Annotated in this window: 18 protein-coding genes; 11 read left to right on the top strand and 7 right to left on the bottom strand. The window is 72.4% G+C overall.

The features are described 5' to 3' along the window. Nucleotides 1-13: 13 nt before the first annotated feature. Complete coding sequence (locus WH85_RS23350; RefSeq protein ID WP_157411185.1) at nt 14-781, bottom strand: Rv0361 family membrane protein; 768 nt, start codon at nt 779-781, stop codon at nt 14-16. A gap of 119 nt (nt 782-900) precedes the next feature. On the opposite strand from WH85_RS23350, the gene sp36 reads away from it, so the two are divergent. From sp36 to WH85_RS23330, 5 genes are all read left to right on the top strand, one after another. Then, nucleotides 901-1,056, top strand: a complete 156-nt coding sequence (gene sp36, locus WH85_RS50675; RefSeq protein ID WP_157411184.1) for a Sp36 family protein — start codon at nt 901-903, stop codon at nt 1,054-1,056. Further along, entirely contained in the window at nt 1,053-1,544 is a 492-nt protein-coding gene (locus WH85_RS23345) for a RidA family protein (protein WP_245674060.1), read from the top strand. Before sp36 ends, WH85_RS23345 begins: the two co-directional genes overlap by 4 nt. A 95-nt stretch (nt 1,545-1,639) precedes the next feature. After that, nucleotides 1,640-2,443 carry an MBL fold metallo-hydrolase gene (locus WH85_RS23340; RefSeq protein ID WP_045744099.1) on the top strand — a complete coding sequence of 268 codons (804 nt, stop codon included), beginning with the start codon at nt 1,640-1,642 and terminating at the stop codon, nt 2,441-2,443. Beyond that, complete coding sequence (locus WH85_RS23335; RefSeq protein ID WP_045744098.1) at nt 2,440-6,054, top strand: adenylate/guanylate cyclase domain-containing protein; 3,615 nt, start codon at nt 2,440-2,442, stop codon at nt 6,052-6,054. Before WH85_RS23340 ends, WH85_RS23335 begins: the two co-directional genes overlap by 4 nt. 31 nt (nt 6,055-6,085) lie before the next feature. Next, entirely contained in the window at nt 6,086-7,078 is a 993-nt protein-coding gene (locus WH85_RS23330) for a protein kinase domain-containing protein (RefSeq protein WP_045744097.1), read from the top strand. 135 nt (nt 7,079-7,213) lie between these two features. Here the strand turns inward: WH85_RS23330 and WH85_RS23325 are convergent, their stop codons facing one another. The 3 genes from WH85_RS23325 to WH85_RS23315 form a co-directional block, all read right to left on the bottom strand. Continuing rightward, entirely contained in the window at nt 7,214-9,217 is a 2,004-nt protein-coding gene (locus tag WH85_RS23325) for an ATP-binding protein (RefSeq protein WP_045744096.1), read from the bottom strand. Nucleotides 9,218-9,228: 11 nt separating this feature from the next. Then, nucleotides 9,229-10,608: a carboxyl transferase domain-containing protein gene (locus tag WH85_RS23320; protein ID WP_045744095.1), complete on the bottom strand. Its 1,380-nt coding sequence runs from the start codon at nt 10,606-10,608 to the stop codon at nt 9,229-9,231. A 215-nt stretch (nt 10,609-10,823) separates the two neighbouring features. Beyond that, complete coding sequence (locus tag WH85_RS23315) at nt 10,824-11,501, bottom strand: Crp/Fnr family transcriptional regulator (RefSeq protein WP_045744094.1); 678 nt, start codon at nt 11,499-11,501, stop codon at nt 10,824-10,826. Nucleotides 11,502-11,706: 205 nt separating this feature from the next. Between WH85_RS23315 and WH85_RS23310 the strand changes: the two genes are divergently transcribed. The 5 genes from WH85_RS23310 to WH85_RS23290 all read left to right on the top strand — a co-directional run bounded on the left by WH85_RS23310 (nt 11,707) and on the right by WH85_RS23290 (nt 16,185). After that, nucleotides 11,707-12,879 carry a CapA family protein gene (locus WH85_RS23310; protein ID WP_045744093.1) on the top strand — a complete coding sequence of 391 codons (1,173 nt, stop codon included), beginning with the start codon at nt 11,707-11,709 and terminating at the stop codon, nt 12,877-12,879. A 110-nt stretch (nt 12,880-12,989) separates the two neighbouring features. After that, nucleotides 12,990-13,718: an endonuclease III gene (nth, locus tag WH85_RS23305; RefSeq protein ID WP_245674061.1), complete on the top strand. Its 729-nt coding sequence runs from the start codon at nt 12,990-12,992 to the stop codon at nt 13,716-13,718. Then, entirely contained in the window at nt 13,715-14,254 is a 540-nt protein-coding gene (locus WH85_RS23300) for a TlpA family protein disulfide reductase (protein WP_052720720.1), read from the top strand. Before nth ends, WH85_RS23300 begins: the two co-directional genes overlap by 4 nt. Then, nucleotides 14,251-14,979 (top strand): NUDIX hydrolase, encoded by a 729-nt coding sequence (locus WH85_RS23295; RefSeq protein ID WP_045744092.1) that lies wholly within the window; start codon nt 14,251-14,253, stop codon nt 14,977-14,979. The genes WH85_RS23300 and WH85_RS23295 overlap by 4 nt, the downstream gene beginning before the upstream one ends. Before the next feature lie 27 nt (nt 14,980-15,006). After that, entirely contained in the window at nt 15,007-16,185 is a 1,179-nt protein-coding gene (locus tag WH85_RS23290) for a MarP family serine protease (protein WP_083449207.1), read from the top strand. 19 nt (nt 16,186-16,204) lie between these two features. On the opposite strand, the gene mycP is transcribed toward WH85_RS23290, so the two are convergent. Together mycP and WH85_RS23280 are read right to left on the bottom strand one after the other, a co-directional pair. Next, complete coding sequence (mycP, locus tag WH85_RS23285) at nt 16,205-17,482, bottom strand: type VII secretion-associated serine protease mycosin (protein WP_045744091.1); 1,278 nt, start codon at nt 17,480-17,482, stop codon at nt 16,205-16,207. Nucleotides 17,483-17,622: 140 nt separating this feature from the next. Then, on the bottom strand, nt 17,623-21,468 hold the full coding sequence (locus WH85_RS23280) for a type VII secretion protein EccC (RefSeq protein ID WP_045744090.1): 3,846 nt from the start codon (nt 21,466-21,468) through the stop codon (nt 17,623-17,625). Nucleotides 21,469-21,527: 59 nt separating this feature from the next. Between WH85_RS23280 and eccD the strand changes: the two genes are divergently transcribed. Continuing rightward, nucleotides 21,528-22,982, top strand: coding sequence for a type VII secretion integral membrane protein EccD (gene eccD, locus WH85_RS23275; RefSeq protein WP_045744089.1), 1,455 nt, complete (start codon nt 21,528-21,530; stop codon nt 22,980-22,982). 227 nt (nt 22,983-23,209) lie between these two features. On the opposite strand, the gene WH85_RS23270 is transcribed toward eccD, so the two are convergent. Beyond that, nucleotides 23,210-23,710: an inorganic diphosphatase gene (locus WH85_RS23270; RefSeq protein ID WP_045744088.1), complete on the bottom strand. Its 501-nt coding sequence runs from the start codon at nt 23,708-23,710 to the stop codon at nt 23,210-23,212. Between the last annotated feature and the right edge of the window lie 2,376 nt (nt 23,711-26,086).

Below are 26,086 nucleotides of genomic sequence, written 5' to 3'. Positions count from 1 at the left end.
GTACGGCCCGTGGTCAGCCGGACACCTCGCACACCAGCCAGCCGGTCTTCCGGATGACCGTGACCTCGAGGCTCTGTGCGGCCGTGCGCTCGTCCGCCGTCGACATCACCACCCGGACCGTGAGCTCGGCCTTCTCCTCGTTGCCGCGGGCCAGTACCGGCTCGTCCCAGCGGAACACCGCGCCGTCGTGCGCGTGCGCGTACGCGCTGATCTGCTGCACCCGGGTGGCGAGTTTCGACTCGTCCCGGGACTTGCCGCAGACCAGATCCCGCGCGGCGGTCGGGTCCTGTTGCGTGTAGACGGCGGTGAGGAACCGGTTGACCGCGGTCGCCGGATCCGGTGCGCCGCCGGTCTCCGAGTCGCGGACCAGCAGGTACGCCGAGACCGCGCCACCCCCGCAGAGCAGCAGCGTGGCGGCGAACGCCAGCGTCAGGTACACGGTCGAGCGCCGGTTGGAGTCGCGCCGTTCGGCCGGTGGCCCGGCCCAGATCGGATCCGGCTGGCCGGGTGTGCCGTGGTGCACGGGCCAGGCCGGCGGGGTGTGCGAGATCACTTCGGTGGGATCGACCACCGGGTACGCCGGGAATCCGCCGCCGACCGTGGGCTGGACGACCGTGTCGGCGGTGAGGACCGGATGCTCGACCGTGGTGGTGAGCAGGGTGTGCGGTGGCTCGGGCGCCGGGATCGGCTCGCCGGGCGGGAACGGCATCGGCGGCTCGGGTTCAGGCGACGGCAGCGGTTCCGGGTGGCCCCGCTCCCGATGTCGCGCAATATGCGTCAAGTCGCCCTCCGTTATGACATGTGCACTTTGCATACATTCTCTCGCTCAGCCTAACCAAACGCCCGGTCTCCCGAGCCCTAAGCTGTGCCGATAACCGAACGGATAAGGAGAGCTCAGGCATGCAGAAGTGGGAGTACGTGACCGTGCCCCTGCTGGTCCACGCGACCAAGCAGATCCTCGACAACTGGGGCGAGGACGGCTGGGAGCTCGTCCAGGTCGTTCCCGGACCCAACCCCGAGCAGCTCGTGGCCTACCTGAAGCGGCCCAAGCCGTGACCGCCCCGACGCCGGTCGCCGGCGAGGGTGGCGTGGACGCGTTCGCCAAGCTCGCCGAGCTGGGCCTGACGCTGCCGACGGTCGTTCCGCCGCTGGCGTCCTACGTGCCGGCCGTCCAGTCCGGCAACCATGTCTACGTCTCCGGCCAGCTGCCGATGGTCGACGGCAAGCTGCAGCTGACCGGCAAGGTCGGCGCCGAGGTCACCGCCGAGCAGGGCACCGACCTGGCCCGGATCTGCGCGCTGAACGCGCTCGCCGCGATCGACGCGCTCGTCGGCCTGGGCCGGGTCGTCAAGATCGTCAAGGTGACCGGGTTCGTCGCGTCGGCACCGGGCTTCACCGGTCAGCCGGCCGTGATCAACGGAGCGTCGAACCTGTTCGGTGAGGTCCTCGGCGAGCAGGGCCGGCACGCGCGCAGCGCGGTCGGCGTGGCCGAGCTGCCGCTGGGTGCCCCGGTGGAGGTCGAGGTCATCGCCGAAGTGGCGTGATCTTGCGGTGATTCGGCCGCTTTTGGTGACCGAAGGTGACGGGAACGGACATCGTGTCTCGGCCATCGCCCACGGACCGACGTACGATTCGGGTCATGGGGGGTGCTGAGCCTGAGTCGGTGGACGTCGACAGGCTGCCGGGTTGGGTGACGCTGCTGCGTGCGCCCAATCCGGGTCCGATGACACTGGACGGCACCAACACCTGGATTCTGCGGGTGCCGGGAGAGCCGGTCGCCGCCGTGATCGATCCCGGACCGCTTGACGAGGGCCATCTGCGCCGGATCGCCGAGCACGGCCCGGTCGGCCACATCCTGATCACGCACGGTCATCACGATCATGTGGAGGGCGCGGCCCGGCTGGCCGAACTCCTCGGCGGGATTCCGGTCCTCGCCGGTGACGCCCTGGACGCCGGCCGGCCGCTCACCGGGAACGGTTTGGAAATACAGGTCCTGAAGACTCCGGGACACACGAGTGATTCGGTGTGTTTTCTCGTCGAGCATGAGGACGACCGCGTGATGTTCACCGGCGACACCATCCTGGGCCGGGGCACGACAGTGGTGGCCCGTCCCGATGGCGACCTGCGGGACTATCTGGGCAGTCTGGAACTGCTCACGGCGTACCCGGGAGTGCTGATGCTGCCCGGCCACGGACCGGCCCGCGACGACACCGCGGAGCGCGCCCACTTCTATCTCGGGCATCGCCGGGAACGGCTGGCCCAGGTCGAGGCCGCGATGGCGGCCGGTGCGGACACCCCGGCCGCGGTCGTCGACCTGGTCTATCCGGACATCGATCCGGGCGTGCGGTTCGCGGCCGAGTGGTCGGCCGCCGCCCAACTCGACTACCTGCGCGCCCGTGATCGGGAATCAGCGACCGGTCCCGGCCGGTTGGACCGGCCGTGACCTGCCCTGTGTGCGGGACCGTCGCGGTTCCCGGCGCCCGCTTCTGCCACCACTGCGGTGCGGCCCTCCCGGCTGCGGCGTCGCTGCCCGCCGCGGAGCGCCGGATCGTCACCGTGCTCTTCGGCGACCTCTCCGACTTCACCTCCTGGTCGGAGGACCTCGACCCGGAACGGGTCGGTGCGGTCACCGACCGGGTCCTGGCCGCCCTGGCCGGCGCGGTGAAGACCTTCGGCGGGCACGTCGACAAGCTCACCGGCGACGGGATCATGGCGGTCTTCGGCGCCCCGGTGGCCCACGAGGACGACGCCGAACGGGCCGTCCGCGCGGCGCTGAGCATGCAGCGTGCGGTCCGCCGGGTGCTCGACGACGAGCGCGGCGGCGGCGCCCCGCTGGGCCTGCGCGTCGGCCTCAACACCGGCGAGGTGGTCGCCGGCATGCAGGCCGGCATCGAATACACGGTCATCGGCGACACGGTGAACACCGCCGCCCGGCTGGCCGACGCCTCCGCGGTCGGCGCGGTCTACGCCGGCGAGCGGACCAGCGCCGGCACCCGGCACGTGGCGTCCTGGCGGCAGCTGCGGCCGCTGCGGCTCAAGGGCAAGCGCGAGCCGGTGCCCACCTACGAGCTGCTCGGCCTGCACGACGCCCCCGGCACCCGGTCCGGTCTGGGCGACGAGGCGCCGTTCGTGGGCCGCGAGACCGAGCTGGGCCGGGTCTCCGGCCGGCTCGCCGAGGTGATCGACTCGGGCAACCCCCGAGTGATGGTGATGACCGCCGAGGCCGGCATCGGCAAGTCCCGGTTCGCCGGCGAGGTCAAGCGACTGGCCGCCGGGTTCGAACCCGGCACCGGGCCGTATGCCGGGCACGGCGCCCGCGTCCTGCGGGTGCGCTGCCGCGCCTTCGGCGAACGGCGCCGGTACGCACCCCTGGCCGACCTGGTCCGCAAGGCGGCCGGCCTGCCCAAGGACCTGACCGCCACGGTCGGCCGACCGGTCGTCGAGGAACGCCTGCGCAAACTGGCCGGCCGGCTCGGCGCCCAGATCGACCTGGACCGGCTGCTCGCCCTGCTCGGCTACGGCGACGCCCCGGCCAACCCGGTCGGCCCGGCCGCCCCCGCCGACTGGCCGCCGAGCGCCAAACGGGTCGACGCGGAGGCCATCTCGATCGCCGTCGCCGACCTGCTCAACGCGCTCGCCGTCGAGGCGCCGATGCTGCTGATCGTGGACGACCTGCACGACGCCACGGCCACCACCGTCGACGCGCTCGGCAGCACCCTGTCCCGGCTCGAGGGCGCGGTCATGGTGCTGCTGCTCGGCCGCCCCGAGCTGGTGCGCACCGCGGGCGCGCTGACCCGGGTCGCCGACGCCGAGGTGCACACCCTGCCGCCGCTGCGGGGGGCCGACGCGTCCCGGCTGCTCACGTCCTACCTCAACGGCGGGAAACTGCCGCAGCAGGACGTCGACCGGCTGCTCGCCACCGCCCAGGGCAACCCGTTCTACCTGGTCGAGATGGTCACCCTGCTGATGGAGCGGGGCGCGCTGACCCCGGCGGTCGGCGCCGACGCGGCCGGCCGCTGGCAGCTCGCCGCCGGATCACTCGGCAGCCAGCTGCTCTCCCGTGACCTCGCCGCCGTCCTGGCGGCCCGCATCGACGCGCTCCCGGCGGAACCCCGGTCGGTGCTGCGCGACGCCTCGGTGGCCGGCACGACGGTGCCCAGCGGGGTGCTGGAGGCGCTGCACGAGCGGCGGGCCAGCAACGAGGGCGTCACCGAGCCGCTCGAACGGGCGGTCGACGAACTGCTGCAACGGCGCATGCTGCACCGGGCCCGGGGCGGGTTCCAGTTCAGCACGCCGCTGATGCGCGAGGCGGCGTACGCGAACCTCGGCAAGGCGGACCTGGCGGAGCGGCACGCGTACCTCGCCTCCTGGGCCGCGCCGGAGACGGTCCGGAACGGTCATGACGGCGCGGTCCGGCTCAACCTGACCGACAACGAGCGGGACGCGTTCATCGCCACCCACGCCGAGTGCGCGGTGGAACTGGCCGACGCGGTGCGGCTGCGCCCGGACGCGACGGCCCGTGAGGTCGCGCCGCTGGCCGTGGCGGCACTGGGCCGGATGGCGCGCCGGGCGCTGGCCAACATCGAACCGGCCGCCGCCATCGAGTACGCGGAACGCGCCACCACCCTGGCCCGCGACGGCCTGCCGCTGCCCGATCAGCTGGTGCACGCCCGTGCGCTGCTGCGCCTGGGCCGGGCCGAGGAGGCGCTGGCGTACGGCGAGAAGATCACCGTGAGCGCCCAGGACGACCCGGTGTGCCGCGCCGAGTCGATGATCGTGGTCGGCCGGGCCTACGAGGCTCTCGGCGACCAGGGACGCGCGGTCAGCGCCTGGCAGGAGGCGCTCGAGGTGGCCACCGAGGCGCAGCTGCTGCCGGAGCGGGCCAACGCGATGCGCCGCCTCGGCATGGCCGACTTCCTGGCCGGCAAACTCAGCCAGGCGAGCAGCCGGTTCGCCGCGGCGTACCAGGTGACGCTGGCCGCCGGGGACCGGCACGGGCAGGCCTGGGCGCTGCAGAACCTGGCCTGGGTGACCACCACCCGGGGTGACTTCGCCGGCACCGACGCGGTGCTGGGCCGGGCCGCCCGTCTCTTCGCCGAGCTGGGTGATCCGGTCGGCCGGGCCTGGCTGCGCGGCACCACGGCGTTCGCCCGGCTGCTGGCCGGCCGTCTGCAGGAGGCCCGCCGGCTGGCCCGGATCTTCCTGCCGTTCGGGGACCGGGTCGGTGAGGGCTGGGCGGTCGGCACCCTGCGGGTGGTCGAGGCGTACGCCGCCGCCGAGCTGGGCGATCTGGGGGCGGCGGACGGGCAGGCGCGCCGGGCGTACCGGGAGTTCAACGAGGTCGCCGACGACTGGGGGCGTGGTCTCGCCCTGGTGGTCCGGGGTGCGATCGCCCGCGGTCTCGGTGAGTTGGATCACGCTTTCGACCTGCTCACCGATGCTCTCGAGTACGCCGATCGCACCGGCCACCCGCTGTTGCTCGGGATGGCCGGCACGCTCCGCGGGTTCGTGGCGATGCAGCTCGGCGACCTGGAGACCGCGGAGGCCGACGCACGGCGGGTGATGACCGCGGTCGAGCCGCACAATCCGCTGGCTCCGGCACAGGTCGGGCCGCGGGTGCTGCTGGCCGAGGCGCGGACCCGGGCCGGCGATGCGGCGACCGCGATCGGCCTGCTGGCACCGATCGCGAGTGACACGTCGACGCCGTCGCTGCTCTTCTCGCGGCGGCACGCTCTTGCGGTGTACGCGTCCGCGCTGCTCGCCGAGGGGCGGGTGGAGTCGGCGCTGACCTGGATCGAACGTGCTGGTGAGGCCTCCGCGGAGGACGTCCGCAGCAGTGTGGTCGCGGCGATGGTCCGGGCCCGGGTGCTGGCCGCGGCGGACCGGTGCGACGAGGCGCGGGCGGCGGCGGAGGAGGCGGTCCGGCTCGCCCACTCGACGGAGCAGTCGAGTGAGCGTGCGGCGGCCGAGGAACTGCAGGACACCCTGCTCCTGGCCGGGTTCGGGCCGACTCCGGAGGAAACTGTCGCCTACGCGTCTGACGTGCCAGGATGATCGTGAATCCGGCTGGCGTATTTTCTTTGATGTGACGGAGACTCCGCCTGGCGCCTTGCCGGTACCTTACGTGCCAGGCATGTCCGGTTTGTCGGTTATGGCGCGTGGTGGTTACGCCACCGTCTATCGAGCCACCCAGGACTCCGTCGGGCGAGAAGTCGCCATCAAGGTGGAGAACCGGACCCTGGACAGCCCCCGGGACCAGGCCCGCTTCCTGCGTGAGGCGCGCGCCGCCGGGCGCATGTCGTCCCACCCGCACGTCGTCGACCTCTTCGACGTCGGCGTCACGGTCGACCAGCACCCCTACCTGATCATGGAGCTGTGCGACGGGTCCTACCTCGACCGCATGCGCGTCTCCCCGCTCGGCCCGGTCGAGGCCCGCGACGTCGGCATCAAGATCGCCGACGCGCTGGTGCACTCGCACGCCAACGGGGTGCTGCACCGCGACGTGAAACCGGCGAACATCCTCTACTCCGAGTTCAACTCCGCGGTGCTCGCCGACTTCGGTCTCGCGGTGCTCGGCGAGATGCGCGACTCCTCGGTCACCCTCGAGGTCCTCACCCCGGCGTACGCCCCGCCCGAGACGTTTCGCCACGACGCGCCGTCCGGGGCCGCCGACATCTATGCGCTGTGCGCCAGCCTCTATGCGGTCATGCACGGCCGACCACCCCGGTGGGCGACCGACCGCAGCCCCAGCCTGATCACCCTGATGGACCTCTTCAACCACCCGATCCCGGACCTGCCCGGCGTCCCGGAGGGCCTGACCGCGATCCTGCGCTACGGCATGGACAACGACCCGAACGGCCGCCCGTCCGCCGAGGAACTCCGCGACCTGCTCAACAACCTCCAGCTCGACCCGGAGACGCCACAGCAGCCCGCGGTCTACCGCTCGACGACCCCGTCGACGTTCGTGCCGCCGCGGCCCCGCCCGATCGTGCCGAGCACCCCGACCCGCGAGGACGACACCCCGACGGTGCACAACCCGACGAGCCGGAAGGGCTTCTTCAGCCGCTGGTTCAGCTGAACCGGGGCACATGAGCCGGCGGCCGGGGACGGCCGGAAGTGGGCAGAGGCGGCCCGCCGCGGGCCAGGGTGCCGTGGATGACGCGTACCCGAGAGGCAGAGTGACCCACCACTACCGGAACCGGCCGGCGGTGGGCTACTCGGGTTCCAGGACGGCCAGCAGCTCGCCGGTGTCCACCTCGGTGCCGGGATGGACCGGCAGGGACGCCACCACGCCGGCGGACGGCGCGTGCACCGGATGCTCCAGCTTCATCGCCTCCAGGGTGAGCAGCAGCTCCCCGGCCCGGACCCGCTGGCCGGGCACGACCAGGACCCGGCGGACGGCACCCGGCAGCGGCGCGATCAGGGAGCTCTCGGAGGCCTCCGGTGCGGGCAGCGGGAAGCGGGAGATCTCCCGGAGGGCGACCGACCCCTCCGGGCTGTCCACGTAGGAGACGTCACCCACCCGGTGTACGAGAACGGTCAGACGGATGCCCTGCACGTTGAGCACCACCCGCTCGCCGCTCGCCTGGACGACCACGATCGGCGGGTGTTCGTCGACCGGCGCCTGACCGAGACCGGCCAGGTCGAGTTCCTCCGGGTCGACGGCCCGGACCCACCATCCGGCGAGTCCGCCGTGGCGGTTCATCCGGTAACCGACCTCGACCGGTCCGGTCGGGCCGTCGTAGACGGCGGTCTGCGAGCCGGAGGGGACGTTGCGCCAGCCGGACGGGAGCGAGGCCAGGACCGGGGCCGAGGCGCGGCGTGCGGCGGCACCGGCCAGGGCGGCGGCCAGGCAGGAGAGGCGGACCGCGTCGACCGACGAGAGCAGCGGCGCGAACACCTCGGGATGCTGATCGAGGAAACCGGTGTCCACGTCGCCCGCCCGGAACGAGTGGTGCCGCAGCACCCGGACCAGCAGGTCCCGGTTCGAGACCACGCCGTGCAGCTGGGCCCGGGCCAGCGCGGACGCCAGCATCCGGGCGGCCTCCTGGCGGCTGGGCGCCCAGGCGATCAGCTTGGCCAGCATCGGGTCGTGGTGCATGCCGACGACCGAGCCGTCGGTCACCCCGGCGTCCAGCCGCAGACCGGGCTGGGGTAGCGGGCGGAACGATCCGGCCACGTCCGGCACGGCGAACCGGTGCAGGGTGCCGGCGGCCGGCAGCCAGGCGTAGGCCGGGTCCTCGGCACAGACCCGCACCTCGATGGCGTGCCCGCGGATCGGCGGCGGACCGGGCATCGGCAGGCTGCCGCCCTCGGCCACCAGCAGCTGCAGCCGAACCAGGTCGTATCCGGACACGCACTCGGTGACCGCGTGGTCGGCCTGCAGCGTCGGGGTGAGCTCGAGGAACCAGAAGCCGCCGTTCGCGTCGAGGAGGAACTCGACCGCGCCGGCGCCGACGTAGCCGAGGGCGCGGACCGCGACGATCGCCGCCCGGCACAGCTCCTCGCGCAGCCCCGGGTCGACGGCCGGTGACGGGGTCTCCTCGACGATCTTCTGGTAGCGGCGCTGCACCGAGCACTCCCGCTCGCCGAACGGCACCACCGCGCCCTGGACGTCGGCCAGGACCGGGACCTCGATGTGCCGGACATTGCTCACGTAGGGCTCGCAGAAGACCTCGCCGCCGATCTCGCGGCGGGTCGAGGCGATGGCCTCGACCAGAGCGGCGGCGTCCCGCACCACCCGCATCCCGGCCCCACCGGTGCCGCTCGACGGTTTGATCAGGACCGGAAACCCAGGCACCTCCTCCGGGCTGGTGAAGGTCGGCAGCACCGGCACGTCGGCCTCGGCGACCAGCTTCTTCGCCTCGGTCTTGCAGGTGAGCGTGCGCAGCGTGGCGGCCGGCGGACCGACCCAGATCAGTCCGGCCTCGACCACCGCGGCGGCGAAGTCCGGGTCTTCGGCGAGCATGCCGGTGCCCGGGTGCAGCGCGTTGGCCCCGGAGCGCTGAGCGGCCCCGATCAGGGCCGCGGTCTGCAGGTACGTCGCCGCCGGCGTGTTCCCGGGCAGGTGGACCGCGTAGTCGGCCTCGGTGACGTGCGGAGCGTGGGAATCGACGTCGGAGTAGACGGCTACCGTCTCGATGCCGACCAGCCGGCAGGTGGCGAACACCCGGCGGGCGACTTCTCCCCGGTCGGCCACCAGAAGTCGTCGGATCACTGCTCTCCCTTTCAGGGTCGGAACACGCCGACGTGCCCGGCGCCCTCCACGGCCGCGCTGTGCACCGCGGAGAGACAGAGGCCGAGGACAGTTCGGGTGTCGCGGGGGTCGATGACGCCGTCGTCAGCCGGGGTGTGGCCCGGGGCGGGCCAGCTGAAGGTGAAGCGGGGCTCGTCGGTACGGTCCACCCGGTTCTCCGCGTTCCCGACGGTGAGGACCAGGTGCGGCACGGCGGACTTGGCGACCGCGTGCACCAGTGGCGCGGTGGTACGCGCGTCCGCCTCCTCGTCCCGTGGTGCGCCGGCATGCTGCAGGAAGAGCACCGGGGTGGCGGTCGCGTTGGCGAGATGCAGGAAATGCACCGCCTTCTGGGCGTCGGACGCCGACCCCGAGGGTCCGGGGGTGGCCAGCACGCCGAGCGGATAGCCGTGCAGTTCACCCCAGCCGGCCACCAGCGCGCCGCCCTGACCGGGTTTGAACTCGTCGAAGTCGCTGTCGTCGAGGATCCGGGCGAGCACCTCCCGGGGCTCGAATGCGGCCGGGTCGACGGCGGCCAGGGTGAGCAGGCCCTCGACGTCGAAGCGGGGCGGCACCGGGCGCTGGTCGCGCGGCGGCGGCCCCTGCTTGCGCCAGTTGAGCCGGCGGACGCACTGCCGCGCCAACCGCAGGCCGTCGCGTTCGTCCTCGGCGAGCTGGTCGGCCGGACCGGAGAGCCCGGCCGGGACCACCGGGGTGCCGCGGACCTCGACGCCCGGGTGCCCGTTGGCGGCCCCGCGGATCGGCTGCGGGTGGATGGTGAGCACCTTGGCGTGCCCGCGCACCATGATCGTGTAGTCGGAGAGGGCCGGCAGGTAGGCCGCGTCCCCGGTGGTGATGCCGAAGACCACGCAGATCGTCGGCACCCGGTCGGCGGTGAGCCGGCTCAGCTCCCCGGCGATCCCGGCGCTGATCGCGGCGCCCTCGGACTCGACCAGGTCGACCAGCGGCAGCCGGTTGACGGTGGCGATCCGCGCCGCCCGCCGGATCTTGCGAGCGGTGTAGGGGTTGACCGCCCCGCCGTCGACCGTCGGATCGTTCGCGATCACCACGCACTCGACGCCCTCGATCACGCCGATGCCGGTGACCACGCTGGCGCCGACCGGGAACTCCGAGCCGCGGGCCGCGACCGGCGACAGCTCGAGGAACGGGCTGTCCTGGTCGAGCAGCATCTCGATACGCTCTCGGGGTAACAGTTTCCCCCGGGCGTGATGCCGGGTCACCCACTTCTCGCCGCCGCCGGCCCGTGCCTCGTCGAGCACCGCCTCCAGCTCGGAGAGCCGTTGCAGGGTGGTGCTGCGCCCCTCCAGATACGCGGGATCGCGCGGGTCCAGCGCGGTGTCGAGCACGGTCATGGCCGAACCGCCTCTGCCGTGCCCGCTACGCCCCTGCCTGCGTTCAAAGCCGCGCCCTTCCCTGTCACGCCGGTGCCTCTCGGCCACCTCCGTAACGAGCGGCTGTGCGGGTGCGACACGGACCCGTCTACCGGGTGCGGTCGCACAGAAGAGTGGATCAAGCACATTTAAGGGGCTGTCCGAATGGACAGCCCCTATGCGCGCGGTGGCGGAGGTCAGACGCGGGCGCGCCGCGCCAGCCGCTCCGGATCCAGGATGATGACGCTCTTGCCGTCGAGGCGCAGCCAGGCCCGCGAGGCGAAGTCGGCGAGTGCCTTGTTCACCGTCTCGCGGGAGGCCCCGACGAGCTGGGCGAGCTCCTCCTGGGTCAGGTCGTGGGTGACCCGCAGGACACCGCCGTCCCGGGTGCCGAACCGGCCGGCCATCTGCAGCAGGTTCTTCGCCACCCGGCCGGGCACGTCCGTGAAGATCAGGTCAGCGAGCGCGTCGTTGGTCCGGCGCAGCCTGCGGGCGAGCACCCGCAGCAGCTGCTCGGCGATCTCCGGCCGGTTGTTCAGCCAGGGCCGCAACGACGACTTCTTCAACCGGGCCAGCCGGGTGTCGGTCACCGCGGTGGCGGTGGCCGTCCGCGGGCCGGGGTCGAAGAGCGACAGCTCGCCGAGCATGTCCGACGGGCCCATGATGGAGACGAGGTTCTGCCGTCCATCAGCCGCCCGCCGCCCGAGCTTGATCTTGCCGGAGAGCACGATGTACAGGCTGTCCCCGGCCTCGCCCTCGTTGAAGACCACGTCGCCCTTGCGGACTTCGATCGTGTCCATCTCCTTGGCGAGTGCCTCCGCAGCTTCCGGGTCTACTCCCTGGAAGATTCCGCTGCGAGCCAGTACCTCATCCATCGCCGCACCTCCGAAACGCGCAACGTCTGCGCTCGATCAGTCTAGGCGCACGCGGGCGGGAAACGGGCGGCCACCCCTTGATCCAGATACCGGACGGTAACCAGATTTGCCGTGACCGCTGGTGACAATTCAGCGGTACGGGCATATCAGGACAGGCCTTTCGTCGGTCGATCCCGCTTGCTCGCCGACGGTATCGTCCCGGTCGATGAATTCGCACCCCCCTTCCCATCGCCGGAGCAATTTCAAGCGGCCCATCCTTTCCATCACGATTGTCCTTTCTGTGCTGGTCGGTGCCGGTTTGGCGGGAATGGTCCTGCTGAAGCGGAACACCAAGACCGACGCGCAATGGGCGGCACCGGAGAAAACGGCCGCGACGGCCAGTGGAAAACCGATCGCCGAATCCGCGGCTGTCGAGTCGATCACGCTGTCGGCGACCGGCGACATCATCATGGGCAGTGCGCCGAACCGGCTTCCGGCCGATGACGGCGACGGATTCTTCGACTCCGTTCGCGACTCCCTCGCCGCCGACCTGGTGATGGGCAACCTCGAGCAGCCGATCACCGAGGACACCGGCACCTCCAAGTGCGGCACGCCGGCCCGGGCCAACTGCTTCGCCTTCCGGGCGCCGCCGGCCTACGCGGCGCACCTCAAGGACGCCGGTTTCCAGCTGCTCAACACGGCGAACAACCACTCCAAGGACTTCGGCCCGAAGGGTTACGCCAACACCATCGAGGCGCTCGAGGGCCAGGGTCTCGAGCACACCGGGGCCGAGGACGAGATCACCGTCGTGGACGTCAAGGGGATCAAGGTCGCGGTGATCGGCTTCTCCCCGTACGCGGGAGCGAACAACGTCAACGATCTTCCCGCTGCGGCGGCCGTCGTGAAACGTGCCGCAGGTGAGGCGGATCTGGTCGTCGTCCAGGTGCACATGGGCGCCGAAGGGGCGGACCGGACCCACGTGAAACCGGGGAGCGAACTCTTCTTCGGGGAGAACCGGGGCGACCCGATCGAGTTCAGCCACACGGTCGTCGACGCCGGTGCCGACCTGGTCGTCGGCCACGGGCCGCACGTGCTCCGGGGCATGGAGTTCTACCAGGGGAAACTCATCGCGTACAGCCTGGGGAACTTCGCCGGCGGCGGCCGGACGCTGTCCCGCAACGGCGACCTGAAGTACGCCGGGGTGCTGCAGGTCTCGCTGACCCGCGAGGGCGCGTTCGCCGGGGGTTCGTTCGTGTCCACCTATCTGAACGACGCCGGAGTGCCCACTCGCGACAAGAAGGAGCAGGGCCGCAAGATGGTCGCCCGGCTCTCGGCCGACGACTTCGGTGACACCGCTGCGACGATCGGTGACGACGGGGTCATCAAGCGCTCCGCGTGACCGATGATGTCGACCGGTCGTCGTACTCTTTACCGGTGACCCGACCCCGTACAGCGTCTCCGCGTGGAAAGACCGAGACACTGATCGGACGCAAACGCCGGGCCCGCCGGATGGCGCGGGTGCTCGCCGAGACCCATCCGGACGCGCACTGCGAGCTCGACTTCACCACTCCGCTGGAGCTGGCCGTCGCCACGGTCCTGTCCGCGCAGACCACCGACGTGCGGGTCAATCAGGTCACCCCCGAGCTGTTCCGCCGATACCGGTCGGCCGCCGACTACGCCGCGGCCGACCGCTCCGAGATGGAGACGCTGCTCCGGCCGACCGGTTTCTTCCGGGCCAAGACCGACTCACTGATCAAGCTGGGTCAGGCGCTGCTGGACCGGCACGACGGTCAACTGCCGCGACGACTCGAGGAACTGGTCGCGCTGCCCGGGATCGGGCGCAAGACGGCCAACGTGATCCTGGGCAACGCCTTCGACGTTCCGGGCATCACCGTCGACACCCACTTCCGGCGGCTGACCAACCGGTTCGGCTGGGTCGACGAGAAAGACCCGGTGAAGATCGAGTTCCTGGTCGCCGAGCTGATCGAGAAATGCGACTGGACGATGCTGTCGCACCGGGTGATCTTCCACGGCCGGCGGGTCTGTCACGCGCTGAAACCGGCCTGCGGGGCCTGCACGCTCGCGTCGGCCTGCCCGTCGTACGGGACCGGTCCGACCGAGGCGGCCGCGGCGGCGAAACTGTTGAAGGGTCCGCGGGCCCGGGAGCTGGCGGTGGCCGCCGGGGTGGATCCCGAGTTGGTGCCGGTGGCGGCGGTCCTGGCCCCGGAGGAAGCGTGAGGAGGCTCGCCGCCGTCGTCGTGAGCACCATGGTGCTGGCCGGGTGCACGGCCACGGCCGAGGAGCCGGAGACGCCGTCACCGTTTGCGGCATGTCCGGCGGCGGTCTCCGAGAAATCGGATCTACCGGATCTGTCCCTCCCGTGCTTCACCGGCGGTCAAGAGATCGACCTGAGCGGCCTGCCCGCCCCTGCCGTGATCAACCTCTGGGCCTCCTGGTGCGGGCCCTGCCGTGAGGAACTCCCGGTCATCCAGGGCCTGGCCGACCGGACCGCGGGGGAGTTGACGGTCGTCGGCGTCGACGTGGGGGATCGCCGCGACGCTGCCGCATCGTTTGCAACCGATTTCAACGTAAATTTCCCGACCTTCTATGACTCGGGGCAGAAACTCCTCGCCGCTCTCGGGCAGTCCACTCTCCCGGTGACCGTCTTCGTGTCACCCGAGGGCAAGACCCACGTCCACCGCGGCACCGCCCTCGACGTGCCCACGCTGATCGGCCTCGTCCAGGAGCACACCGGCGTGACGGTGCGCCAATGACCCGCGGCCACGTCCTGCCCCGGCCGGACGGCCTGCCGGACCTCTTCGAACCGCTGCTCACCCGGGTCGGCCAGTGCCGGACCGAGGACTTCACCAGCTTGCGCCGCCCGAACGGCACCGGCGGCCGGGCCAGCGCCGTGCTCGTGCTGATCGGTGAGAGCGAGCCGGCCGCGGACACCCCCGGCGGCCCCGACCTGCTGGTCCTGCAGCGTGCCGCGACGATGCGCAACCACGCCGGACAGCCGGCCTTCCCGGGCGGCGCCACCGACCCGGACGACATCGACGCCACCGACACCGCGCTGCGCGAGGCGGAGGAGGAGGTCGGCCTCGACCGGTCCAGCGCCGAGGTGCTCGCCCTGCTGCCGGAGTTGTGGATCCCGGTCAGCGGCTTCGTCGTCCGGCCCGTGCTGGCCTGGTGGCGGGCGCCGCACCCGGTGCACCCGCGGCAGGCCACCGAGGTCGCCCACGTCGCCCGTCTGCCGGTCAGTGAACTGGCCGACCCCGCGAACCGTATCCGGGTGCGACACCCCAGCGGCTGGATCGGTCCCGCCTTCCAGGTGCGGGGACTACTCGTCTGGGGCTTCACCGCGGGGGTGATCGCGACGCTGCTCGACATGGCCGGATGGTCGCGTCCGTGGGAGCCCGCCCGCATCGTCGAACTGCCCGACGCCGCGGCACCCGTGCCGGCGGCCCGTGGCGGAGCACCCGACGAGGTGGTGCCGTGACGTGCTTCTGACTTCTACGCTAAGTGAGTGCCCGTGGTCGATGTCTTCCTGATCGTGCTGATGCTGCTCTTCGCGATCAGCGGATACCGCCAGGGTTTCGTCATCGGGGCCCTCTCGCTCGGCGGTTTCTTCAGCGGCGTGCTGATCGGCCTGCAACTGGGACCCCTGCTCGCCCAGCAGTTCGCCGAGGGTTCGATCCGCCTGGTGGTGGCCCTCGCGGTCATCCTGGTGCTGGCGATCCTCGGGCAGACCCTGGCCGGCTGGCTCGGCACCAACCTGCGCCGCAGCATCTTCAGCCGGCCGCTGCAGCACATGGACGACGCCGGCGGGGCGCTCGTCTCGGTGGTCGCCGTGATGCTCGCCGCCTGGCTGGTCGCGGTGCCGCTGGGATCCAGCCCGTTCCTCTGGCTCAACCGGGAGGTCCGCAGCAGCGCGATCCTCGGCGGGATCAACGAGCTGATGCCGGCCCAGGCGCAGGCGCTCTCCTCCGAGCTGCGCGACACCCTGGACACCAACGGGTTCCCGGACGTGTTCGGCGGCCTGGCCCGCACCGAGGCCAAGGAGGTGCCCGAGCCGGACCCGGCGTTGAAGAACTCCAAGGTGGTGCAGGAGTCGAAGAAGTCGGTGCTGAAGATCCTGGGCGCCGCCCCGAGCTGCTCACGCCGGATCGAGGGCACCGGTTTCGTGTACGCCTCCGAACGCGTGATGACCAACGCGCACGTCGTCGCCGGCACCCGTGAGGTGGTCGTCGAGACCTCCAACGGCCAGCTGGAGGCGACCGTGGTGGTGTACGACCCGAAGCGTGACCTGGCCGTCCTCTACGTCCCCGGACTGCGCGCCCCGGTGATGCCGTTCGTGGCGAAGGAGGCGGTGTCCGGGGCCAACGCGATCGTGCTGGGCTATCCGCAGGACGGCCCGTACAACGCGCAGTCCGCCCGGGTCCGCGACGTCAGCGAGATCACCGGGCCGGACATCTACGAGTCGGGTGACGTGACCCGGGAGATCTACACGATCAAGTCGCTGGTCCGCAGCGGCAACTCGGGCGGTCCGCTGATCGATCCGGGTGGCGACGTGCTGGGTGTCATCTTCGCGGCGGCGGCGGACGACAAGAACGTCGGGTTCGCACTGACCGCGGACGAGGCGGCGCCGGTGGCCGCGGCCGGCAAGCAGAACACCAAGGGTGTGCGCACCGGCGAGTGCGCCTGACCGGGACCGGCCGAGTGATTCAGCCGGTCGCCGCGGCGAAACGGCGGATCGTCACCGCGGCGGCGACCGCCGACACGACGAACAGCAGGATCGCGATCCACCGGCTGTGATGCCCGCCGGTGGACGTCGCGGACAACGCCGGCGCGGCCTGCCCACCACTGATCGCCTGCTCCCGCACCGGTGAGCCCGGGACGCCGCTCTGCTCCGGCGCCGACTGGGCCTGTCCGGAGGCCGGCGCGCTGCCGAACTTGGCGACGCCCACCGGCGGGGTGTTGTCCAGCGGGTTGTTCAGCACGGCCGGCACGTCGGCGGTGAGCGCCGCGACCGGATCGACCATGCCGAACCCGAAGTCGGCGTCCCGGCCGGGGGCGCCCTTGTCATCGGCGGTCCGGATCAGCCGGTTGATCACCTCGCCGGCCGGCATGTCCGGCCACCGGGACCGGATCAGCGCCGCGGTGGCGGTGACCATCGGGGCGGCGAAACTGGTGCCCTGCACCCGCCAGTACCCACCGGGGCGGGCGCCGACGAGCTGGGTGGCCGGCGCCGAGATGACGGTCTCCTGCCCGGTGATCGAACCGGACCAGAGGGTCTCGCCGTCGCGTTCCATCCCGGAGACGGCGACCACGCCGGGTTCCCGGGCCGGGTACCACACCCCGGCGTTGGACTCGGTCGACGAGGCGCTGGCGTTGCCGGTGCAGGCGACCACCACGACGTCCTTGGCGAACGCGTAGTCGATGGCGGCGGCCAGGGTGGGGCTGGACCCGCTGCCGCCGAGCGACAGGTTGACCACCCGCGCGCCGTGGTCGACCGCCCAGCGCAGGCCGCGCGCCACGATCAGCGCGTCGTCGTAGCGGTTCTCCTCGTCGAGCACCCGGACCGGCAGGATCCTGGCCTTGGGCGCGATGCCGACCACACCCGAGTCGTCGTCGCCCCGCCCGGCGATGATGGCCGAGACCGTGGTGCCGTGGCCGACCGGGTCGGTGACGGTCGCGGCGTCCTCGTCGACGAGGTCGACGCCGGTCAGGACCTGGCCCTCCAGGTCGGGATGGTGGGCGTCCACACCGGAGTCGATGACGGCGACGGTCACGCCGGTGCCGTCGGCGTAGAGCCAGGCGTCCTCGAGGTCGAGGGTCCGCAGTTGCCACTGGTCGCCGCGGACCGAACTGTCATTGGTGAAGCCGGGCTCGGCGGTGGCGGGGGCGGCCGCGGGAACGAGGGCGACCAGGCCGGCCAGGGTCGCGGCGGTCAGCCGCCGGGCGGAGGTCAGCAACCGGCACCGTCGCGGGGTGCGCGACATCGCGGCCGCGGGGACCGGATGGTTTCGTCAGCACAGCACACGGTCAGGTCGCCATTCTCGGACGTCGGGCGTCAGTCGATCGTCAGTCGATGGAGGGAGGGTACTCCCCAGAGATGGCGTGCTGCTGCGTGTGATTGTGGCTAATCGCACTCAGCGTCTGTTGATTTTTCGGATTCCGGTACGGGCGGCGGGCAGGCGAGTTGGATCAGCCGCGTTCCATCACGGCGGGTGACCAGGCGGCCACGTCCTGGTGGGAGGGTGCCGGGCCGGACTGTGCCGAGCAGCGCACCCTCCTCGGGTGAGCCGGACATCACCAGGCCCGGTGTGGAGAGTTCGCGCAGCCGCTGGACGACCGGGTCGTACAGGGCGCGGGCGGCGCCACCGGCCCGATGGGTGAGCACCAGGTGCAGGCCGACGTCGCGGGCGTGCGGCAGATGCTCGAGCAGCGGGATCAGCGGGTTCACCGGGCCGGCCGCCACCAGGTCGTAGTCGTCGACGAGCACGAACAACTCGGGCCCGGTCCACCAGGAACGGTCCCGCAACTGCCGCGCGGTCAGGTCCGGTCCGGGACGGCGGCGCTGCATGTACCCGGCCACCGACACCATCAGTTCCTCGGCGGCGGAGGCCTGTGCGGCGTACCCGATGCGATGTTCGGTCTCCGGAAGATCGATCAGGGAACGCCGGTAGTCGATCACGATCAGCCGGGCCCGCTCGGGCGGGAAACGGCGGGTCACGGTGGCCGCCAGGGTGCGCAGGAAGGAGGACTTGCCGCACTCGGCGTCACCGAAGAGCAGGAAATGCGGGTCGGCGGCGAAATCGATCGTCACCGGCCGGAGGTCGGTCTCCGCGAGACCCAGCGGAAGGCGCAGGCCGTCGGGCCGGTCCGGGTCGATGTCGGGGTACGCGACCACCGCCGGCAACAACCGCACCCGCGGGGCCACCGGGCCGGCCCAGGCCTTCGCGACCGCCCCGACCAGACCATCGGTCCCCGCCTCCGACGTCACCTCGGGCAGCGCCGTGAGAAGGTGCAGCCCCTTGTCCCGGTCGACCGGATGCTCCACCACCCCGCGGCCCGGCCGCTGTTCCGGCACGCTCTGCGCGGCCCGCCGGCCGACCACCGAGTCCGCCGGGTCACCGAGACGCAGCTCCAGACGGGAGCCGAACAGGTCCCGCACGGCCGGCCGGAAGTCCGTCCAGCGGGCGGCCGTGGCCACCAGGTGCAGCCCATACGCGAGCCCGCGGGTGGCCAGGTCGACGACCGCCGTCTCGCACTCGTCGAAGTCGTTGCGCAGCGTCGACCACCCGTCCACCACCAGGAACACGTCGGCCCGCGGCTGCCCGCCCCCGGCTTCGCGCCCGGTGATCAGGGTGGTCATCTCGCCGATCGTCCGGCGTACGCCCTCCGCCTCCAGCCGCCCGAACACCCCGCCCACGTGCGGCAGGTCGCGCAGCGCCGCGAGTCCGCCACCGCCGAAGTCGAGGCAGTAGACGTGCGCCTCGGCCGGGGTGTGGGTGAGCGCCAGCCCGCAGATCAGCGTCCGGATCGCGGTGGACTTGCCGCTGCGCGGGCCGCCGACCACGGCGATGTGCCCACCGGCCCCGCCGAGACGCAGCCACAGCGGATCCCGCCGCTGGTCACGGGGTTTGTCGACGAGGGCGGCCGGCACCCGCAGAGCGCCGTGCAGCGACGCGTCCACGGTGGTCAGTCCGCGCCCGGGTGCCGGCGCGACCGGCCCGAGCAGGTCGTCCAGTGTGGGCGGACGGTCCAGCGGTGGCAGCCAGATCCGGTGGGCCGGCGGCCCCTGTCCGGCCAGCCGGGCGATCAGCACGTCGGCCAGGGTCTCGTCGGTCTCCTCGGTGAGCGGCCGGGCCGGCAGTGCCAGGACCGGAACCTGCCGGGTCGTCCAGTGCAGCACCGTCCGGCTGTCGGCGGTGGCCGGTTCCGGGGTGCGGCGCAGCGGGGCGGAGACGTACGCGGCCCGGAACCGGGTGGGCTCCTCGGTGCCGGACTTCAGGTAGCCGTGGCCGGGGGAGCGGGGCAGCTCGTACGCGTCCGGCACCCCGAGCACCACCCGCGACTCCAGGGCGGAGAACGTCCGCAGCCCGATCCGGTACGACAGGTGCGTGTCCAGTCCGCGCAGCCGCCCGTCCTCCAGCCGTTGACTGGCCAGCAGCAGGTGTACGCCGAGCGACCGCCCGAGCCGCCCGATCTGCAGGAACAGCTCGATGAACTCGGGTTTGCGCTGCAGCAGTTCGGAGAACTCGTCGCAGACGATCAGCAGGGACGGCAGCGGTGGCAGTTCCGTCCCGGCGGCCCGGGCCCGTTCGTAGTCCCGCAGCCCCGCATGGTTCCCGGTCCGCCGCAGCAGTTCCTGCCGCCGGGTCAGTTCGCCCTCGATCGCGTCGGCCATCCGGTCGACCAGGGGCAGCGCGTCCTCGAGGTTGGTGATCAGCGCGGCGGTGTGCGGCAGCCGGTCCATCCCGGCGAAGGTGGGCCCGCCCTTGAAGTCGACCAGCACCAGGTTGAGCGTCGCCGGGGAGTGTGTGGTGGCGAGCGCCAGCACGAGGGTGCGCAGCAGTTCCGACTTGCCCGAGCCGGTGGCGCCGACGATCAGGCCGTGCGGTCCCATCCCGTCCTCGGCGGATTCCTTCAGGTCCAGCTCGACGGGTGTCCCGTCGACGGTGGCGCCGATCGGCACCCGCAGCCGGTCCCGTTCCGGGCGCGACGCCGGGTCGGTGGTCCCGAGCAGCTCGATCAGGCCGGTGTCGGTGGTCGCGGGCCGGCCGCCCGCATCGGCCGAGCCGACCGGGCGCCGTGGTGCGAGCCTGCGAGCGACGGCTTCGGCCTGCGCCACCGACAGGGCGTCCGCCCGCCCGTCCTCGGTCACCGTCCCGGCCGTCGCGGTGGTCAGCGCGCCGTCCGTACCCACGGTGAGCAGCAGCGTCCCGGGTTCCGGCGTCCGGGGCGGGGCCGTTCGCAGGTCCAGTACGGTCACCCCGTCCGGACCGTCGGTGGCCGGTTCCGCCGGCATGCCGTCCCGGACGATCACCACGTGCGGCAGTGCGGTGCCGGTCCCGTCGGCCCGGAACCGGGACCGGCCGGTGAGCACCTCGCCGAGCAGCGTCCCGAGTTCCGGATCGCTGTCGGCGACCAGCCGGAGCGGCCCGAGGGCGTCGGTCCGGGACGGGTGCAGCGCGTGCGGCAGCCACTTCACCCACTCCCACCGGTCCCGGTCGTCGGGCGCCGCGCAGACGGCGACGACCAGTTCGTCCGGCGCGTGGAACACGGCCAGCTGGAGCAGCACCGCCCGGACCAGGTCGGCCGCTTTCGGGCCGTGGAGCAGCACCCGGGTGAACGCCCGCAACGACACCGCCACCGGCAGGTCCGGCACCACCGCGGAGGCGTCCAGCAGCCGCCGCAGCGCGCTCGTGGTGACCGGTTCCCGTTCCGCGGCCGGCCGGTCCGGCGGGGCGATCAGCAAAGTGGCGAGCATCTGCGGACCGGTTCCGATCCGGATCACCGCGAAGTCCGGATCGGAGGGGCGGCGTTCCCAGAGACGGTGGCTCGCCACGGTGGACCAGAGCTGCTCCGGGTCCGGGTGGCGGTATCGCAGCCCGGCCCGCTGCCGCCGTGCGGTCTCCCGGATCCGGCGGCGAAGTCCGGCGAGATAGCGCAGGTATCCGCGCCGGGCGGCGGCGGCCTCGGCCCGGCGCGGGCCACCACCGGCGCTGAACGAGGTGGCGAGCACGGCGATCGACGAGATCCCGAACAGGCCGCCGATCAGATAGGACCACGGTCCGGCGCGGCCCTGGCCCATCATCATCGCCATCGCCACGGTGCCACCCAGCATCGGCAGCGCCATCAGCCACTGCTGCAGTCCCGCCGGATGCCGGGCGAGGGCCGGCGGTGGATCGACGACGATCTCCCCGGCCGGCATCGTCGGCGCGGGCCGTCGCGCGGACCGTTTCACGGGCACCGTTCCCACGGGATCCATGCTAAATAGAAGGAAGTCGATTCCCTAGGCGTGCGGGGAGGAATGTCCTGGTGAATGCCGGTCTGGCCCGTGTCACCGTCCGGGCCGCGCAGCACCGCGCCGACGTCGCGCTGCCCGACCATGCGCCCCTGGCCGAACTCCTGCCGGACCTTCTCCACGAACTCGGCGCGGACCTCGCCGACGAGGGCGAGAAACACGGCGGGTGGGTGCTCCGGCGCGCCGACGGGGTCGCGCTCGCCACCGGTCACCCTTTACAGGCTCAGGGGGTACGCGACGGCGACGTGCTCCACCTCGTCCCCGCGGACGCCGACTGGCCGGAACCCGACCACGACGACCCGGCCGAAGCGGTCGCCGACGGTGCCCGGCGCCTCGGCGGGATCTGGACGCCGTCCGCCACCCGCACGACCACGATCATCGCCGCGGCCCTGCCCCTTGCCCTCGGACTGGGCACGCTGACCACCGCCGGTCCGCGGGAGAGCGCCGGCGCGGTGGGCCTGGGCCTGGCCACGCTTCTCGCGCTGATCGCGACGATCACATCCCGGGTGTACGCGCAGAGCACCGTGGCCGTGGCCCTCGGCGGATCCGCGCTGCCCTACGCGTTCGCCGGAGCCGCCCTGCTGGTCTCCGCGTCCGATCCGCCCGGGGCTCCGGTCGCCTTCCCCTGGCTGGGCGGTGCGGAGTTGCTCGCCGGGGCGGTCGCGACCGTGTTCGCCGCGGCGGCCGCCGGCCTCGGGGTGGGTGCCGGGATCCGGCTCTTCACCGCGGGAGCCACCGCCGGGCTGCTCGGTGTCGTGGGTGCCCTGACCGATCCGGTGACCACGGTGTCCGGCGGTGCGGCCGTCCTGCTCGCCGTCCTGACCTGCGGAATCGTCGCGTCGCCGCGTCTCGCCGTGCAGTCCGCCCGGTTGGGTCCACTCCTGGACCCGTCACCCGGGCCGGACTTCTCCGACTTCCCGGATCTGCCGGACCCTCCGGCTGGCATCGCGGACGAACGTCTTGCGGAGGTCCGTGCGGCCCGTGCCGCCCGCAGCCGGCTCGACCATGCGGCGGTCCTGGCCGCCGTCGCCCGTGCCGACGACCTGCTCGCGGGCATGCTGGCCGGACACGCCCTGGTCGCCGCGGCGGCGTTCACCGTGCTGGCCGCGGCCGCGACCCCGGCCACCCGGGTCATGATCGGTCTCGGCGCGGCCGGGCTGCTGCTCCGCGCCCGGTTGTTCGCCGCCGTCCGGCACCGGGTGCCCCTGCTCGCCGGCGGCCTGGCCGGACTGGCCGCCCTCACCGCCGGCCTGGCCGAGCTGCTCACCGCACTGCCGGTCCTGCCGGCGGCCGGCGCGCTGACCACGGTGGCCCTGGGGATCGTCGCGATCGGCGTGACCCGGGCCGGCCGCCCGGCCCCCGCCCACCTGTCCCGGACCGCCGACGTCCTGGACGCGCTCGTCATGATCACGATCATTCCGGCGGCGTGCGCGGTCACCGGTGTCTACGCGGCGGTCTCCGGCCTCTGAAACGCCCGGTCCCGTACGCCGTCATGAGTGATATCCGTCACTGGGTGACGTCGTTCGAGTGCGGGGCGCCACCATCAGGCGATGTCCCGGGCGCCGTTTCGTTGCGCCAGGTGTGATCCGGGCCGCCGATCCTGAATCCCGGGACGGCCCGCACCGCAAACGACCGCACCTGCGAGGCGTGGAAGCCCCGCAGGTGCGGTCGTCAGCGGTGCGGTGGGAGCGGTCCGTCAGTGCTCTCCCTCGGCCTCAGCGGCCTCGGCGCGCTTGAAGGAAGCGCGGATCTCAGCCTCGGCCTCGATGCGGCCGGTCCAGGTGGCGCCCTCGACGGACTTGCCCGGCTCCAGGTCCTTGTAGACCGTGAAGAAGTGCTGGATCTCCATCCGGTCGAACTCGCCCAGGTGGTGGATGTCGCGCAGGTGCTCCTGACGCGGGTCCTCGAACGGCACGCAGAGGACCTTGTCGTCGCGGCCCTTCTCGTCGGTCATCCGGTACATGCCGATGGCGCGGGCCCGGACCAGGCAACCCGGGAACGTCGGCTCCTGGATGAGCACCAGCGCGTCCAGCGGGTCGCCGTCCTGGCCGAGGGTGCCCTCGATGTAGCCGTAGTCCGCGGGATACTGTGTCGCTGTGAAGAGGGTCCGGTCCAGCCGGATGCGACCGGTCTTGTGGTCCACCTCGTACTTGTTGCGCTGCCCCTTGGGGATCTCAACCAGAACGTCGAAATCCATATTTCGCTCCCCTTTTGCTTGCCCGCTTGAATAGTCCGGTCCGTCGGCGGGGGGAACGGGCATGGAGCAGGCCCGCAGGATCCGCGCGCGACGGTGTGCCGGATGTCGCTAGTCTCCCCTAAGTCTGACGCCACGGGCGAGGAGGGGCGTATGACGAGGGAAGATTCACACGACAACTCGGACCGACCGGGCGTGTCGAGTTCGCAAACCGGGCCCGAAGAGAGTATTCGGCCGTCCGGCCAGTCCAGTCTGCCGTCATCCATCCCCGGCGTCCCAGGCCACACCACCCCCGCACCCGGCGCCGCCCCAGGCTCCGCACCGGGGCAGGCTTCAGGCTCCGCGTCGACGCAGAGCTCCACTCCGGCGCCGCCCCCCGGCTTCACGCCTACGCAGAGCCCCGCACCCGCGCAGAGCCCCGCACCCGCGCCGCCCCCCGGCTTCACGCCTACGCAGAGCCCCGCACCCGCGCAGAGCCCCGCACCCGCGCAGAGCCCCGCACCCGCGCAGACCCCCGGCTTCACGCCGGCGCAAGCCCAAGGTGTCGCGACCGGCAGCGCCGACGCCCCCGAGGCACCGTCTCCGGTTCCGGGTCCGGCCACGAGTCCCGCTCCGGCGGCACCCGCGAACCCACCTCCGGCCCCGAATGCCGCGCAGGCTCCGAATGTCGTGCAGGCTCCGGGCCCGGCCCCTGCTGCGGCCCCGACTCCCGCCCCTGTGGTGAGTTCCGCTGCGGCCTCGAGTCCCGCTCCTACCGTGAGTCCCGCGCCGACCGTGAGTCCCGCTGCGGCCTCACCCGTAGCCCCGACTCCAACGCCAGCCCCTGCTTCACCTGCGTTCCCACCGGGAGCGCCTACCCCGGCCCCCACGTCGGCTCCAGCCGCGACTCCGACCTCCGGATCGGCGCAGCCCCCCGTCACTTCTCCGCCGCCGGCTCGGTCGTCAGATCCGTCCCCCGCACAGACGTCAGCCGGGTCGCAGGCCGGTCGGTCTCAGCCGCCGGTGACTCAACCGATCCAGGTCACACCCAGGACCGCCGAGTCCACGACCCGACCCATCTCCGTCCCATCCGCGCCCGCGCAGCCCGTGCCCACGCAACCGCCGGTCACGCCGCCTGCCCCTGAGCAGCCCTCGGCCACGCAACCACCGTCTGCGCAGTCCCCGACCGCTCAGCCCTCAGTCACGCAGCCGCAGTCCGCGCCCGCTCGGCCGCCGGTCACGCAGCCGCCGGTCACGCAGCCGCCGGTTACGCAGCCTCCGGTCACGCAGCCTCCGGTCACGCCAGCACCCGGAGCCCAGCCCTCCGCGGGCCGGCCTCCGGTGACTCAGCCCCTGACCGCCCAGCCCTCGACCGCTCCGCAGGCGGCGCCCGAGACCTCATCGGCCCGGCCTTCGGTCACATGGTCGCCTGCTGGACAGCCTTCCCCTGCTCAGCCTCAGCCGGCCCAGCCTCCTCAGCCGACTCAGGGTTCTCAGTCGGCACAGGCTCAGCCTCTGGTCGCAACTCCGCCGGTAACCCAGCCTCCCGGCTCACCGTCACCGCAGTCCCAGGTCACCCAGACTCCGCAGTCGCAGGCCCCGCAGGCCCCGCAGGCCCCATCCGCGTGGTCCTCAGCCGCGCAGTCTCCGGCTGCCCAAAGCCCGCAGTCCCCGGGTACGCAACCGCAAACCCCGCAGCCTCCGGTGACGACTCCGCCGCCCGTGGCTCGGCCCTCCGCGCCGGGCCGGGCGAGCATTCCGTTCGTGCCGCCGCCTGCGAGTGCACCGCCTGCGCCGACATCTCCTGCAGTGCCTGAGCAGAGTGCTCCTCAGCAGTCCTTCCCGGGCCGGGCGAGTGTGCCCATGCCCGTGCGGCCTACGTCGCCCACGCCGGGTACCCCGCCCACTCAGCCTGCCCAACCTGGTCAGCCTGGTCAGCCCGCTCAGCCCGGCCAATACGGTCAGCCCGCTCAGCCTGCCCAGTCTGGTCAGCCCGGCCAATACGGTCAGCCCGGTCAGCCCGGTCAGGCTGCTCGGCCGGGCCAGTACGGTTCGCCGACCACGCCGGGGCGTGCCACCGTGCCGCCCGCGGGCCGGCCTGGCCAGTTCGGTTCGTCGCCGACCACACCCGGCCGTGCCACCGTGCCGCCCGCGGGCCAGCCGAGTCAGTTCGGCCAGCCGACCACGCCGGGGCGTGCCACGGTTGCGCCTCCGGGCCAGCCGACTCAGCCGAGCCACCTCGGTCAGCCGGGTCAGCCGAACCAGCCGGGTCAGCCGAACCAGCCGGGTCAGCCAAACCAGCTAAGTCAGGCAGGTCAGGCTCCGAGTACGCCCGGTCGCGCCACGATTCCTCCGTCCGGTGCGTCCGGTGCGTCCGCGGCATTCGGGGCATCTGCGGCT

Source organism: Actinoplanes rectilineatus (genome assembly GCF_000962825.1).
GTDB classification, from domain to species: Bacteria; Actinomycetota; Actinomycetes; order Mycobacteriales; family Micromonosporaceae; genus Actinoplanes; species Actinoplanes rectilineatus.
The sequence above is the reverse complement of the archived record's forward strand: the minus strand, read 5'-3'. Positions and strand labels throughout refer to the sequence as shown.

Bases quoted from the DNA above. Each gene is read 5' to 3' on its own strand.
- WH85_RS23310 (WP_045744093.1), top strand. From the start codon at position 11,707: ATGAATTCGCACCCCCCTTCCCATCGCCGGAGCAATTTCAAGCGGCCC.
- WH85_RS23320 (WP_045744095.1), bottom strand. From the start codon at position 10,608: ATGACCGTGCTCGACACCGCGCTGGACCCGCGCGATCCCGCGTATCTG.
- mycP (WP_045744091.1), bottom strand. From the start codon at position 17,482: ATGTCGCGCACCCCGCGACGGTGCCGGTTGCTGACCTCCGCCCGGCGG.
- sp36 (WP_157411184.1), top strand. From the start codon at position 901: ATGCAGAAGTGGGAGTACGTGACCGTGCCCCTGCTGGTCCACGCGACC.
- WH85_RS23270 (WP_045744088.1), bottom strand. From the start codon at position 23,710: ATGGATTTCGACGTTCTGGTTGAGATCCCCAAGGGGCAGCGCAACAAG.
- WH85_RS23315 (WP_045744094.1), bottom strand. From the start codon at position 11,501: ATGGATGAGGTACTGGCTCGCAGCGGAATCTTCCAGGGAGTAGACCCG.
- nth (WP_245674061.1), top strand. From the start codon at position 12,990: ATGGCGCGGGTGCTCGCCGAGACCCATCCGGACGCGCACTGCGAGCTC.
- WH85_RS23340 (WP_045744099.1), top strand. From the start codon at position 1,640: ATGGGGGGTGCTGAGCCTGAGTCGGTGGACGTCGACAGGCTGCCGGGT.
- WH85_RS23295 (WP_045744092.1), top strand. From the start codon at position 14,251: ATGACCCGCGGCCACGTCCTGCCCCGGCCGGACGGCCTGCCGGACCTC.